Raw genomic sequence first — 13,174 nt, 5'->3', positions numbered from 1 at the left:
CCGGCGTCGGTCACGGCGCGAGCTTGGTGATCTGCAGCAGACCCTCGCCGGCCGGCGACAGGGCGCTGATGACCGCTCCAGAGGCCGAGGTCTCGGTGATGAGCGTGCGGAAGCCGGTGGCGACCTCGTCGCGCGCCGCCGGGTCTGCGACGCGTCCCCGCCACAGCGCACGGGCGACCAGCACCGTCCCACCGGGGCGTACCAGGCGCAGGCCGTGCTCCACGTACTCGATCACCGACTGCGGGTCGGCGTCGATGAAGACGATGTCGTAGGAGTTCTCGTTCATCCGGGGGAGCACCTCGAGGGCGCGGCCCGGGATGAGGCGCACCCGGTTCGAGGGGATGCCCGCCTCGGTGAAGAAGGCGCGCGCGTGCTGCTGGTGCTCCACCTCGACATCGATGGAGGTCAGGTGCGCCTCGGTCCCGCCGGTCAGCAACCAGAGGCCGGAGACGCCCACCCCCGTCCCGATCTCGACGACGTTCTCTGCGCGGGTCGCCGCGACGACCACGGCCACCTGCGCGCCGGTCGAGGGGGCGATCGGGTCGATTCCGAGTTCGAGCGACTGCTGCCGCGCGCGGACGATCACCTCGCTCTCGACGACGACGTCGTCGGCGAACCTCCAGTTCGAGTCCTTGTCTGACACAGCGCTCCCGTCGATCGGCCTGCTTCAGTCGGCCAATTCCGAGGATACGGTCGGCTTACGCGGCATTCGTGGAGGCACCGCCGCGATACCCTGGAATGGTGTTCGGGCTGACCTTCGACAAGCTGCTGATCGTGGCGGTGATCGCGGCGTTCGTCATCGGCCCCGAGCGCCTCCCGACCTACGCGGCGAAACTCGGTCAGCTGGTGCGTTCCCTGCGAGACTTCGCCAACGGTGCCAAAGACCGCATGCGGGACGAGATGGGTCCGGAGTTCGACGAGGTCGACTGGAAGAAGCTCGACCCGCGCCAGTACGACCCGCGGCGCATCATCCGCGAGGCGCTGCTGGAGGACTCGCCCGCCGAGGCGGCGGGCGCGATCAAGCCGGTGACCCAGTCCGCCTACGCGCAGCGCAGGATGCCGCTCGCGGCGGGCGCCGTGCCGCCGTACGACACCGAGTCCACCTGAGCCGCTGACCGGGTCGCAGGGCCGAGGCGCCGCGCATCCACTACGCTGCGGACATGATCGCAACGGAGCAGTCGCTGACCCGGGCGACCGTCACGCGGTACGCCGTCGGATCGCTGGGGACGGGCGGCTTCTCCACCCTCCCCGGCCTCGTACTCGTCTACTACCTCACCGACTCCCTCGGCGTTGCCGCGATCGCCGCAGGCGCCGTCGTCACGGTGGCGAAGGTGTGGGACGTCCTCATCGACCCGGTGATCGGCGCACGCAGCGACCGGATGCTGGCGCAGCACGGCTCGCGGCGGCCGATGATGCTGGCCGGTGCGATCGGCCTTCCGGTGTTCTTCCTGCTGACCTTCGCAGTCTTGCCGGGGACGGCTCCCGGAGTCGCCGCGGTCTGGGTGCTGGGCGCGTTCGTGCTCACCGCGACGGCGTTCAGCCTGTTCCAGGTTCCGTACATCGCCCTGCCGGCCGAGCTGGCATCCGGCTACGACCAGCGCACCCGGCTGCTCACCTGGCGGGTGGTGGTGCTGACCTTCGCCATCCTGCTGTTCGGCGCCGGCGGCCCCGCGTTACGCGCGCTGGGCGGCGGCAACACATTCACCGGCTACCTTCTGATGGCCCTCGTCGCGGGCGTGGTGATCGGCGTCGGGATGCTGGTGTCGGCGTTCGTGGCGCCGCGCGGGCTGCCTGCCGGTGTGCTCGCACCGCGGGAGAGCATCCTCGCAACGCTGCGCTCGAACTACGCGGCCGGGATGCACGTCCTGCGCGACAGCCAGCCGTTCCGCGCGCTGCTGCTCACGTTCCTGCTGCAGGGGCTGGCCACCGGGCTGATGCTCGCCGGTGCCAACTATGTCGCAACGTGGGTGCTGCACTCGGAGGATGCCGTGACGTTCCTGTTCATCGCCCTGATCGCGCCCGCGCTGATCGTGACGCCGCTGTGGGGCGTCGTGGCGCGACGGATCGGCAAGGAGCGCGGCTTCGCCATCTCCAGCATCCTCTTCGGCGTCGCGGCGCTGTCCATGGTCGCCCTGCTGTGGGCGCCCGGCGCCTGGGTCTACGCGCCGGTCGCCGTCGCCGGCGCTGCGTACGCGGGCATGCAGTCGCTGCCCATGGCGATGCTTCCGGATGTGATCTCGCACGACGCCCGGCGGAACGGCGACGGCCGTGCCGGCTCCTTCGGCGGGATGTGGACGGCCGGGGAGACGACCGGCATGGCGCTCGGCGCCACCGTGCTCAGCGTGGTGCTGGCCGCGAGCGGCTACGTCTCGCGCAGTGCGGCCGCGGCGGAGGCAGCCCAGCCGGGGAGCGCGGTCGCCGGGATCGCGCTCAGCTTCAGCCTCATCCCCGCGGTCATCATCGCGGTGAGCCTGGTGCCGCTGGCGCGGTACCGGCTGCGGAAGGGAGACATCGATGGGGTCGTTTGAACTCCGCGCCGACGCTGCGCGGGCCATCCTCGGGAGGCTCGCCGCCCTGCGCGCGGCCGACGCGCCCACCCACGGCGGCCGGGTGCTCAGCTATGTGTACGACTCGGGGATGCCCGAGATCGACGCGCTGGCCGCGGAGGCCATGCGCCTGGTGCAGCCGGTCAACGGACTGGACCCGACCACGTTCACGTCGGTGGCCGTGATGGAGCGCGAGGTGATCGGCTTCGCGCGCGAGCTGCTCCACGGCGGTGACGATGTCGTCGGCTCGGTCACCTCGGGCGGCACCGAGTCGTGCCTGCTGGCCGTGAAGACCGCGCGGGAGGTGTGGCGGGCGGCAGGCGGATCGGGCACGCCACGACTCCTCGCGCCGGTGACCGTGCACGCGGCGTTCCAGAAAGCGGCGGCCCTGTTCGATCTGACGCTGGACCTGGTGCCGGTCGATCCGGTGACCGGACGGCTGGATGCGGCCGCGCTGGTCGAGCGCATCGCGCCGGACGTCGCGCTGGTCGTGGTGTCTGCGCCGTCGTACCCGTACGCGACCCTCGACCCGGTGGAGGAGGTGGCCGCCGCGTGCGAGGAGGCGGGTGTGGCCTGCCACGTCGACGCGTGCATCGGCGGGTGGATCCTGCCCTTCTGGCGAGCGGCGGACGGCTCGGCTGTCCCCGCCTGGGACTTTCGCGTCCCCGGAGTCACCAGCCTGTCGGCCGACCTGCACAAATACGGCTACGCCCCCAAGGGTGCGAGCGTACTGCTGCAGCGCGACCGCGATCGGCAACGCCGCCAGTACTTCGCGACGACCGGATGGCCGGGCTACCCGGTGGTGAACTCCACACTGCTCGGGTCGAAGTCGGCGGCCGCGCTCGCCGCATCCTGGGCCATCGTGCAGGCTCTCGGCGCCCGCGGGTTCGCTGCCCTGGCCGAGTCGTGCCGGCGGGCGACGCGCGGGCTGCAGGACATCGTGGGCGACATCGAGGGTCTGCGCGTCGTCGGTGAGCCGACCGGGCCGCTGCTCGCGGTGGCCACCGACGACTCCGTGCCCGAGTCCCGCCGCGTGGACCCGCACCACTGGGCGGACCGCGTCCGCCGCCGGGGGTGGGTGCTGCAGCTGCAGCCCGGGCTGGAACAGCCGGACGGGACGCACCTCCCGCACACGACGCACCTGACGATCACCCCGGTCACGGAGGGGCGGATCGACGAGCTGGAGGCCGCCCTGCGCGGAGCCGCCGACGAGGCGCGCGGAGTGCCGCCGGTCGACCGCACGGCGGTACTGGCGGCCCCGCCCGGTGACCTCGCCGCCTCAGGACTGGATTCGGCGACGGCCGCCCACATCCTCGGCTCGCTCGGCCTGGCCGGGGGAACCACGCCGGGCCTCCCCGACGACCAGGCGCCGCTGCTCGCCCTCGTCGAGGCGCTGCCGCATCCCGTCGCCGAGCGCCTCCTCGTCGAGCTCCTCGCCCGCGCCGTGGAGCCGCCCGACGCCTGACCCCGTCTCTGCGCGAGGTGCTCGCACTCGCGCCCGACACGCCGTGCGGCCGAGCAGGTACGAGCACCTCGGCGCGCGTGGGAGGCGTCAGCGGACGGACAGGCCGAGCTTGCGGCCCGCGAGGCCGCGGCTGCGCGTCGCGAGGCGGTCCGCGACCGCGCGGATTGCGACCGCGGCCGGGTCCGCGGGGTCCGTCACCACGATCGGCGCGCCCGCGTCGCCGCCCGCCCGCAGCGGGATGCTGAGCGGCACGCTCGCGAGCAGCGGCACATCCTCGCCCTGTCCCTCCGACAGCCGACGTGCCACCTCGGTTCCGCCTCCCGAGCCGAACAGCTCGAGGATGCTGCCGTCCGGCTGAACGAGCCCCGCCATGTTCTCGATCACGCCGATCACCTTCTGGCCGGTCTGGCGCGCGACCACGCCGCTGCGCTCGGCCACATCCGCGGCGGCCGGCTGCGGCGTGGTGACCACCAGCACCTCCGCCGTCGGCAGCAGCTGCCCGACCGAGATCGCGACGTCGCCGGTGCCCGGCGGCAGGTCGAGGAGCAGCACGTCCAGGTCGCCGAAGTACACGTCGGTCAGGAACTGCTGGATGGTGCGGTGCAGCATCGGCCCGCGCCACGCCACCGCGGCGGACGCGGAGTCGACGAACATCCCGATCGATACCACCTTCACGCTGTACGCGACCGGCGGCAGGATCATGTCATCCACACGGGTGGGCCGCGGAGCCACGCCGTTCTCGTCGGTGAGGCCAAGGATGCCGGGGATCGAGAAGCCGTGCACGTCCGCATCCACGATCCCGACGCGCAGGCCGCGCTCGGCGAGGGCGACCGCCAGGTTGGCCGTGACGGTGGACTTGCCGACGCCGCCCTTCCCGCTCGTCACCGCGTAGACGCGCGTCAGCGACTCGGGCCCGAACTGCTGGCCCCGCGCCGGGCGCCCGGCCCGGAGCTTCTCGGTGAGGGCCCGCCGCTCGGTCGGCGTCATCACCGAGATGTCGACGCCGACGGCCGTGACTCCGGGCACCGACGCCGTGGCTGCGCGTACGTCCCGCTCGATCGCGTCGGCGGCCGGGCAGCCGACGATCGTCAGCTTGATGCCGACGGACGCGCGGCCGGAGGCATCCACCGACACGGCGCCCACCATGTCCAGCTCGGTGATCGGCTTGCGGATCTCGGGATCGAGGACGGCGGCCAGCGCACTCCGCACCGCCGCCGAAAGTCCGGCGGCGGTGTCAGGCGCGCCGTCAGGCACGGGCCTTCTCGCCCTCGCCCGGGTCGCTCTTCTCGAGGTCCTCCAGCAGCGAACGGAGTTCGGCGCGGATGAAGTCCTTCGTCGCCATGTCGCGCACGGCCAGCCGCAGGGCGACCACCTCGCGCGCCAGGTACTCCGTGTCGGCGAGGTTCCGCTCGGCCCGCTGGCGGTCCTGCTCGATCTGCACCCGGTCGCGGTCGTCCTGCCGGTTCTGGGCGAGCAGGATGAGCGGCGCGGCGTACGAGGCCTGCAACGAGAGCACCAGGGTCAGGGCGATGAAGCCGAGCGCGGCGGAGTCGAAGCGCCACGCGCTCGGGCTGAGAGTGTTCCAGGCCATCCACGCGAGGACGAAGACGGTCAGCCCGAGGATGAACCACGGTGTGCCCATGGCGCGCGCGATCCACTCGGTGAACCGCCCGAAGCGGTCCCGCGACTCCAACCGGTCGCGCCGCAGCACCGGGGTGCGGAGCCCCTTCGGGGCGTCCAGCCCCGCGTCCTGCCTACCTCGTGCCACTTCCGCCCCTCCTCCCGTTCACGATGCGGATGCTGCCGGTCTCGTCGGACGGCTCCGCGCGTTTCACCGGGTCGTCCTCGTCCTGACTTCGCCAGTCGTCCGGAAGCAGATAGTCGAGGACGTCGTCGATCGTCACCACTCCGACAAGTCGGTATTTCTCGTCGACGACGGGGACGGAGACGAGGTTGTACGAGGCTAGGATGCGCGACACCTCCGCGGCGGACGTGTCGGCGGTCACCGGCTCGAGCCCGGGGTCGAGCAGGGTGCCCAGGCGCACGTGCGGGGGGTAGCGCAGCATCCGCTGGAAGTGCACGACGCCGAGGAAGCGCCCGGTCGGCGCCTCGTACGGCGGGAGGGTCACGCAGACGGCCGCGCCGAGTGCGGGCGCGAGCTCGTGCCGCCGGATGAGCGCGAGGCCTTCGGCGACGGTCGCGTCCGCCGAGACGATGATCGGCTCCGTCGTCATCAGACCGCCGGCGGTGTCCGGGTTGTAGCTGAGGAGCATGCGGACGTCCTCCGCCTCCTCCGGCTGCATGAGCTCGAGGAGGTGCTCGCCGCGCTCGTCGGAGAGCTGCGCGATGAGGTCGGCCGCGTCGTCCGGCTGCATCTGGTCGAGCACGTCGGCGGCGCGGTCGTCGTTCAGCTGGGCGAGGATCTGCACCTGCTCGCTCTCGGGCATCTCCTCCAGCACGTCGGCGAGCCGGTCGTCGGGGAGTTCCTCGGCCACCTCGAGCATCCGCTGCTGCGGAAGGTCGAGCAGGGTGTTCGCGAGGTCGGCGGGCTTGAGCTCCGAATAGGTCGCGATCAGCTGTTCGGCCGACTGCGCCTCCCCGCGGTTCTGCTTCTCGCGCACCTCGTTCCACGATACGAACGTGGTGGCGCCCTTGCCGAAGGGGGAGGGGCCGGTCTTCGGCTTCCGCACGAAGAGCTGGCTGACTGCCCAGTCCCCGGTCTCCGTCTCTTCGATGGCGACGTCTTCGATGGTGGCCTCGCCTGTGCCGTCGGCGAAGACCACCCGTCGGCCGAGCAGCTCGGCGATGACCCGCACCTCACCGCCCCGCTGCTCGAAGCGACGGACGTTGATGATGCCATTGGTGATGATCTGGCCGCTGCCGATGCTGGTGACCCGGCCGATCGACAGGAAGACGCGACGTTTGCCGGGGATCTCGACGATCAGACCGACGACGCGCGGCGGGTCGTTCTTGCGGTAGACCACCAGGACATCGCGCACCTTCCCGACCCGGTCACCCACGGGGTCGAACACGGTCGTCCCGGCGAGTCGGGCGACGAACACTCTGGCGGCACTCACCCTATAAACCTAAGCCCTCACGGGTGAACGACGGCTGTTCCTGTGCTCTGGAGCGGCCCGGATGGAACAATGGGGGGATGAGCACACCCGGGCCCCTGAGCGGACGCGACCGTACCTCCTTTCCGACCCTTCCTCGCGGTGAGGTGGTCGCCACCTTCGACAGTTACCCGGAGGCGCAGGAGGCGGTGGATGTGCTCGCTCGCGCCGACTTCCCGGTCGACAAGGTGTCGATCATCGGGAGCGACCTGAAGAGCGTCGAGCGCGTCACCGGCAAACTGACCTGGGGCCGCGTCGCCCTGGCGGGTGCAGCATCCGGCGCCTGGCTCGGCATCTTCTTCGGCCTGCTGCTCATCATCTTCTCGCCGTCGGTGAGCCTGGCCTTCGTTCTCGCCGCGCTGCTGATCGGCGCGGGCTTCGGGATGCTGTGGGGCCTGGTCACGTACGGGGTCAACCGCCGTCGTCGCGACTTCACGTCGGTGCAGCAGGTGATCGCGACCAGCTACTCCGTCCTCGTCGACTCGGAGCTCGGCAACCGCGCCCGCAACCTCCTGCAGAGCGGGGGAGCGGAGCAGCCGGCCGCAGCGCAGGGATGGACGCCGCCCGCGCAGCCGCAGCACCCGTCCGACCCGCCGCCCGCACCGCCCGCGGCCGCGCCGCCTGTCGTTCCTCCGGTCGTGCCGCCGGCCGGCGACGAACCGCCGGCCGCGCCACCGGCCTGACGGGCCTCGGGCAATAGGAGGAGTCTCGCGGCCGAACCGCGTCTAACCGCCTCCGTATGCCGGCGCCACGCCGGCAACGACGCCGACTCTCCTCCGGTTCCGCCTCAGCGGGTGAGGCGGCGGACCCAGTCCTCCACGTCGTCCGCGGTACGCGGGATGGCTGCCGACAGGTTCTCGGCGCCGTCCGCGGTGACCAGGATGTTGTCCTCGATCCGCACGCCGATCCCACGGAACCGCTCCGGCACCGTCAGGTCGTCCGGCTGGAAGTACAGCCCCGGCTCGATGGTGAACACCATCCCCGGCTCCAGGACGCCGTCCAGGTAGAGCTCGCGGCGCGCCTGCGCGCAGTCGTGCACGTCCAGCCCCAGGTGGTGGCTGGTGCCGTGCACCATGTACCGGCGGTGCTGCTGGTTGTCGACCTCCAGCGCCTCCTCCGCGGTCACCGGCAGCAACCCCCACTCGGCGGTGCGCCGGGCGATGACGCCCATCGCGGTCGCGTGGATCTCGCGGAACCGGATACCGGGGCGCACGATCGCGAACGCCGCGTCCGCCGCCTCGAGCACCGCCTCGTAGATCAGCCGCTGCGTCTCGCTGAAGCTGCCGTCGATGGGGAAGGTGCGGGTGATGTCGGCGGTGTAGTAGCTGTCCAACTCGACCCCCGCGTCCATCAGGATGAGGTCGCCCGGCACCACAGGACCGTCGTTGCGTGTCCAGTGCAGGATGCACGCGTGCGGTCCGCTCGCGGCGATCGTGTCGTAGCCGACCGTGTTTCCGTCGGCGCGGGCCCGCCCGTTGAAGACGCCCTCGACCAGGCGCTCGCCCCGCGGGTGCGTCGTGATGCGCGGCAGGTCGGCGATCACATCGTCGAAGCCGCGCGCGGTGGCCTCGACGGCCGCGCGGAGCTCGCCCACCTCGAAGTCGTCCTTGATCAGGCGCAGTTCGGAGAGGTCGCGGGCAAGCCGGTCGTCTTCGCCATGGTCCTCCGGGTCGCGGTCGCCGTCGGTGTCGTCCCACAGCAGCATCCGGGCGGCATCCACCTCGTCGGTGATCGAGGAGTCCGCCTCGCGCAGCACGACCGTCTCACCGTCGACCGTGTCGAGCACCGCGCGCACGTCGGCGATGCCGCGCGTGGGGACGCCGAGGTCGCTCGCCACCTGCGCCAGCGACGGGCGCGGGCCGATCCAGAACTCGCCGATCTCCGGGTTCGCGTAGAACTCGTCGGAGTCGCGGCCGGCGCGCTCGCGGAAGTAGAGGGTCGCCTCGTGGCCGGAGGCGGTCGGCTCGAGCACGAGCACGCTGCCTGGTTCCGAATCGGACCCCCAACCGGTCAGGTGCGCGAACGCCGAGTGCGCCCGGAACGGGTAGTCCGTGTCGTTGCTGCGCTGCTTCAAACCGCCGGCCGGGATGATGAGGCGCTTGCCCGGGAAGAGCTCCGAGACCCGTGCACGACGGGCCGCGGCGTATTCCGCTTGACGACGCGGCTCGGGAAGGATCTCCGGCCGTTCCGCCCATCCGCTGCCGATGTACTGCCGGAACGCGTCCGACCGCGGGGTGGTTGAGCGGTTCTCGGTGGCGCGCGGCGCCTGGTCGGTCGGGGCTTCGGTGGACTGCGACATGCCGACCATTCTTCCACTCCTAGGATGGTCAGCATGGCTGATGAGCGACGGTTCCGTGGTCCCGTCGACCTTCACACGCATTCGAGCGTCTCGGACGGCACGGAGACGCCGGCCGAACTGGTGCGAGCGGCGGCGGCTGCCGGGCTGGGCACCGTCGCGCTCACCGACCACGACTCCACAGCGGGCTGGCCGGACGCCGCCGCCGAGTCCGCTCGCTCCGGCATCACGGTGATCCCGGGCATGGAGCTGTCGACGCGCATCGAGTTCGCGAGCGTCCACATGCTCGGCTACCTCTTCGACCCCGCCGACGAAGCGCTGGCCGCCGAGACGAAGCGGATCCGCGAGGGCCGGATGCGCCGGGCCGAGGACATGGTGCGCCACATCGCCGAGGACTACGACATCACCTGGGACGATGTGCTCGCCCAGGCGACCAGGGGCGCCACGGTGGGACGCCCGCACATCGCGGACGCACTCGTCGCCCGCGGCCTGGCCGCGGACCGCAGCGCGGCCTTCGCCGGCATCCTGCACTGGCGGAGCGGCTACTTCCAGCCGCACTACGCCCCGGAGCCGCTGACCGGTGTGCGGCTGATCCGTGGAGCAGGCGGGCTTCCCGTGCTCGCACACCCCGCCACAGGAGGCCGTGGGCGCGTGATCCCGGAAGACCGGCTGCGACGGCTGGTCGACGCCGGCCTGTTCGGCCTCGAGCTCGGCCACCGCGAGAACACGCCGGACGGCGTCGCGCGGCTCCGCGAGCTGGCGGCGCGCTACGGCCTCCGGATCACCGGCTCCAGCGACTACCACGGCGCGGGGAAGCCGAACCGGCTGGGTGAGAACACGACCGACCCGGCCGTTCTCGACGCGATGATCGAAGAAGCGACAGGCGCGGCGCCTTTCTACGCTCCGTGACCCGCAGCACATAGCCTGGACCCCGGCGGGGAATCGGGAAGCGAGGTGCACGGGTGAGACGGTTCTGGCGAGGATCAGCGGTCGCGGCCGCGTTAGCAGCTGCTTTGGTGATCGCGGGAGGCGCGGCTCCGGCCAGCGCCGACAGCTACCCCTCGTGGGACGACGTCCAGGCCGCCAAGAACAACGCCACAGCCGCACAGGCGGAAGTGGACCGCATCAACGGGCTGCTGCAGAGCCTCCAGACCGCAGCCAACGCCGCCGGCGACCTCGCGGTGAAGCGGATGGGCGAGTACGGCCAGGCCGAGGTCGCCTTGCAGAACGCCACCGCGAAAGCGCAGGACCTCGCGCAGAGGGCGCAGGACGCGACGGCCAAGGCGGACGAACTGAAGTCGCAGAGCGGGAAACTCGCTGAGCAGTTGACCCGAGCTGGAACGTCGTCGGTGTCGCTCCGGCTGTTCCTCAGCCCCAGCGCATCGAGCTCGGAGTCGCTGCTGTACCAGCTGGGTGCCGTCTCCAAGCTCGCTGACCGCTCTAGCGCCCTGTTCGCCCAGGCCAGCGCTCAGAAGAACCTGGCCTCCTCGCTGAGCGCGCAGGCCGCGAACGCCCAGACCATCCGCGATCAGCTCGCCACCGCCGCCAAGAAGGCCCTCGATGTCGCCACGGCGGCGAAGCAAGCGGCGGATGCGCAGCTCGCCGACCAGAAGCAGCACGCGGACACCCTGTACGCGCAGCTCGCGAGCCTCAAGAACACGGAGGCATCGGTCGAGCAGCAGTACGCGGCCGGACAGGCCGCTGCCGCCGCGGCCGCGGCGGCAGCCAACCCCGGCGGCGGCTCGGACGGGTTCGCACCACCGCCCGGGATGGTCGTCGACCCCGCGGCAGCCCAGGCCTATGCCGCGAGTCGCCTGCCGGCGTACGGCTGGGGCGGCGACCAGATGCCGTGTCTCATCAAGCTGTGGAACCACGAGTCCGGCTGGCGCGCGGACGCATACAACACCTCGAGCGGCGCCTACGGCATCCCGCAGGCTTGGAAGGCCAGCAAGATGGCGAGCGCCGGGCCCGATTGGATGACCAACCAGAACACGCAGGTCAACTGGGGACTCGACTACATCGATCGTGCGTACGGCTCACCGTGCGCGGCGTGGAACTTCGAGATGAGCCACGACCCCAACTGGTACTGAGCGGGGCACGAACGCGAAGAGCTCCCGCGTTCTTCGACTCGGCGACGGGCGTCGATCGAAGTACGCGGGAGCTCTCTGCGTGGCGGTTGCGCCGGATGCGGTCAGCTGGCGGGCGTCGCGGCCGATCCGCCGCGCGAACGGCGGCGACGACGGCGCGGTGCGCTGTTGCCGTCGCGGTGCTGGGATCCGCCGCCGTCATGGGTGCCGCTCGCGGTCTTCTGCTCGCCGCCCTCGGCTGCCGCCGTGTCGTGCGATGACTCGGCCGAGACCTGCGCGGGGGCATCCTGACCCGAGGTGCCGCGCGTGCGGCGACGGCGACGATCGCCCGAGCGCTCGCCCTCCGGACCGGTGGAATCGCTTCGACCGCCGCGCGGGACGTCCGGAACCTTCACCGCCGGAGTCGGCTTGAGCCGGCCCTTGACGCCCTGCGGGATATCGAGGTCGGTGAACAGGTGCGGTGACGACGAGTAGGTCTCCGTGGGTTCCGGCTGCCCGAACTCGAGGGCGCGGTTGATCAGCGCCCACTTGTGCAGGTCGTCCCAGTCGACGAACGTCACCGCGATGCCCGTCTTTCCGGCGCGGCCGGTGCGGCCGACGCGGTGCAGGTAGGTCTTTTCGTCTTCGGGGATCGTGTGGTTGATCACGTGCGTGACATCGTCCACATCGATGCCGCGGGCGGCGACGTCGGTGGCGATCAGGACATCGCGCTTTCCGGCCTTGAACGAGGCCATGGCGCGCTCGCGCTGCTCCTGGTTGAGGTCGCCGTGCACCGCCGCCGCGTTGAAGCCGCGGTCGTTGAGCTCTTCGACGAGCTTCGCGGCTGCACGCTTCGTGCGGGTGAAGATGACGGTCTTGCCGCGGCCATCCGCCTGCAGGATGCGGGCGATCACCTCGTCCTTGTCCATCGAGTGCGCACGGTAGACCAGGTGCTTGATGTTCGCCTGGATCTGGCCCTCGTCCGGGTCGCTGGCGCGGATGTGCACCGGGCGGCTCATGAACCGGCGGGCGAGCGCGACGATCGGGCCCGGCATGGTCGCGGAGAACAGCATGGTGTGCCGGGTGGCGGGGGTCTGCGCGAACAGCTTCTCGATGTCGGCGAGGAAGCCGAGGTCGAGCATCTTGTCGGCCTCGTCGAGCACCATCTCGCTGACGTTCGCCAGGCTCAGCAAGCGCTGGCCGGCGAGGTCGAGCAGACGCCCGGGCGTGCCGACGACGATCTGGGCGCCGGCCTTGAGCTGCGCGACCTGGCCTTCGTAGGCCTTTCCGCCGTAGATGGCGGCGATCGAGGTGGGGCGGCCCGAGGCGGCCGTCTCGAGGTCTTCGTAGACCTGGATGGCCAGCTCGCGAGTCGGCACGACGACCAGGGCCTTCACGCCCGGCTCCGGGTCCAGGCCGAGGCGCTGGATGAGCGGGAGGCCGAAGCCGAGGGTCTTACCGGTTCCGGTCTTCGCCTGGCCGATGATGTCCTGGCCGGTGAGGGCGAGGGGGATGGTCTGCGTCTGGATGGGGAACGGCTCGATGATGCCCTTGGCCGCGAGGGCGTCGACCATGTCCTGGTCGATGTTCAGTTCTGAGAAAGTCACTGGGGAGTTTGCCTGTCGATTCGATCGGAGTGTCTACGCCCTCTTCTCTGTCGCAGGCGTAGGGCCGTCGATCCTGCGCCG

Annotated in this window: 12 protein-coding genes; 6 read left to right on the top strand and 6 right to left on the bottom strand. The window is 71.2% G+C overall.

All coding sequences use genetic code 11. The features are described 5' to 3' along the window. Positions 1-10: 10 nt before the first annotated feature. On the bottom strand, positions 11-643 hold the full coding sequence (locus AB4079_RS14850; protein ID WP_441788081.1) for an O-methyltransferase: 633 nt from the start codon (positions 641-643) through the stop codon (positions 11-13). Positions 644-741: 98 nt separating this feature from the next. On the opposite strand from AB4079_RS14850, the gene AB4079_RS14845 reads away from it, so the two are divergent. The 3 genes from AB4079_RS14845 to AB4079_RS14835 are packed head-to-tail and all read left to right on the top strand — an operon-like array spanning position 742 to position 4,011. Further along, entirely contained in the window at positions 742-1,107 is a 366-nt protein-coding gene (locus tag AB4079_RS14845) for a Sec-independent protein translocase TatB (RefSeq protein WP_441788080.1), read from the top strand. A 53-nt stretch (positions 1,108-1,160) separates the two neighbouring features. Beyond that, the gene (locus AB4079_RS14840; RefSeq protein WP_441788079.1) at positions 1,161-2,528 is read left to right on the top strand and encodes an MFS transporter; all 1,368 of its coding nucleotides are present in this window, start codon (positions 1,161-1,163) and stop codon (positions 2,526-2,528) included. Then, entirely contained in the window at positions 2,515-4,011 is a 1,497-nt protein-coding gene (locus AB4079_RS14835; protein WP_441788078.1) for a pyridoxal phosphate-dependent decarboxylase family protein, read from the top strand. The genes AB4079_RS14840 and AB4079_RS14835 overlap by 14 nt, the downstream gene beginning before the upstream one ends. Before the next feature lie 87 nt (positions 4,012-4,098). Here AB4079_RS14835 and AB4079_RS14830 read toward each other — a convergent pair whose 3' ends face one another. The 3 genes from AB4079_RS14830 to AB4079_RS14820 are packed head-to-tail and all read right to left on the bottom strand — an operon-like array spanning position 4,099 to position 7,088. After that, positions 4,099-5,265 carry an Mrp/NBP35 family ATP-binding protein gene (locus AB4079_RS14830; RefSeq protein ID WP_441788077.1) on the bottom strand — a complete coding sequence of 389 codons (1,167 nt, stop codon included), beginning with the start codon at positions 5,263-5,265 and terminating at the stop codon, positions 4,099-4,101. Further along, positions 5,258-5,779, bottom strand: coding sequence for a DUF1003 domain-containing protein (locus tag AB4079_RS14825; protein ID WP_441788076.1), 522 nt, complete (start codon positions 5,777-5,779; stop codon positions 5,258-5,260). Before AB4079_RS14825 ends, AB4079_RS14830 begins: the two co-directional genes overlap by 8 nt. Then, positions 5,766-7,088 (bottom strand): magnesium transporter MgtE N-terminal domain-containing protein, encoded by a 1,323-nt coding sequence (locus AB4079_RS14820; RefSeq protein WP_441788075.1) that lies wholly within the window; start codon positions 7,086-7,088, stop codon positions 5,766-5,768. The genes AB4079_RS14825 and AB4079_RS14820 overlap by 14 nt, the downstream gene beginning before the upstream one ends. Positions 7,089-7,165: 77 nt before the next feature. Here AB4079_RS14820 and AB4079_RS14815 point away from each other — a divergent pair, with 77 nt between their 5' ends. Then, positions 7,166-7,807: a general stress protein gene (locus AB4079_RS14815; RefSeq protein WP_441788074.1), complete on the top strand. Its 642-nt coding sequence runs from the start codon at positions 7,166-7,168 to the stop codon at positions 7,805-7,807. A 104-nt stretch (positions 7,808-7,911) separates the two neighbouring features. Here the strand turns inward: AB4079_RS14815 and AB4079_RS14810 are convergent, their stop codons facing one another. Beyond that, positions 7,912-9,423 (bottom strand): aminopeptidase P family protein, encoded by a 1,512-nt coding sequence (locus AB4079_RS14810; RefSeq protein WP_441788073.1) that lies wholly within the window; start codon positions 9,421-9,423, stop codon positions 7,912-7,914. A 33-nt stretch (positions 9,424-9,456) separates the two neighbouring features. Between AB4079_RS14810 and AB4079_RS14805 the strand changes: the two genes are divergently transcribed. After that, on the top strand, positions 9,457-10,329 hold the full coding sequence (locus tag AB4079_RS14805; protein ID WP_441788072.1) for a PHP domain-containing protein: 873 nt from the start codon (positions 9,457-9,459) through the stop codon (positions 10,327-10,329). 107 nt (positions 10,330-10,436) lie between these two features. Further along, positions 10,437-11,510, top strand: a complete 1,074-nt coding sequence (locus AB4079_RS14800) for a hypothetical protein (protein ID WP_441788139.1) — start codon at positions 10,437-10,439, stop codon at positions 11,508-11,510. A gap of 101 nt (positions 11,511-11,611) precedes the next feature. Here the strand turns inward: AB4079_RS14800 and AB4079_RS14795 are convergent, their stop codons facing one another. Further along, positions 11,612-13,093 carry a DEAD/DEAH box helicase gene (locus AB4079_RS14795; protein WP_441788071.1) on the bottom strand — a complete coding sequence of 494 codons (1,482 nt, stop codon included), beginning with the start codon at positions 13,091-13,093 and terminating at the stop codon, positions 11,612-11,614. Between the last annotated feature and the right edge of the window lie 81 nt (positions 13,094-13,174).

It is taken from the genome of Leifsonia sp. 2MCAF36, from assembly GCF_052115525.1.
In the GTDB taxonomy this organism is placed as follows: domain Bacteria; phylum Actinomycetota; class Actinomycetes; order Actinomycetales; family Microbacteriaceae; genus Leifsonia.
The sequence above is the reverse complement of the archived record's forward strand: the minus strand, read 5'-3'. Positions and strand labels throughout refer to the sequence as shown.

Coding starts and splice junctions, on each gene's coding strand:
- AB4079_RS14840 (WP_441788079.1), top strand. CDS start 1,161: ATGATCGCAACGGAGCAGTCGCTGACCCGGGCGACCGTCACGCGGTAC.
- AB4079_RS14835 (WP_441788078.1), top strand. CDS start 2,515: ATGGGGTCGTTTGAACTCCGCGCCGACGCTGCGCGGGCCATCCTCGGG.
- AB4079_RS14815 (WP_441788074.1), top strand. CDS start 7,166: ATGAGCACACCCGGGCCCCTGAGCGGACGCGACCGTACCTCCTTTCCG.
- AB4079_RS14810 (WP_441788073.1), bottom strand. CDS start 9,423: ATGTCGCAGTCCACCGAAGCCCCGACCGACCAGGCGCCGCGCGCCACC.
- AB4079_RS14805 (WP_441788072.1), top strand. CDS start 9,457: ATGGCTGATGAGCGACGGTTCCGTGGTCCCGTCGACCTTCACACGCAT.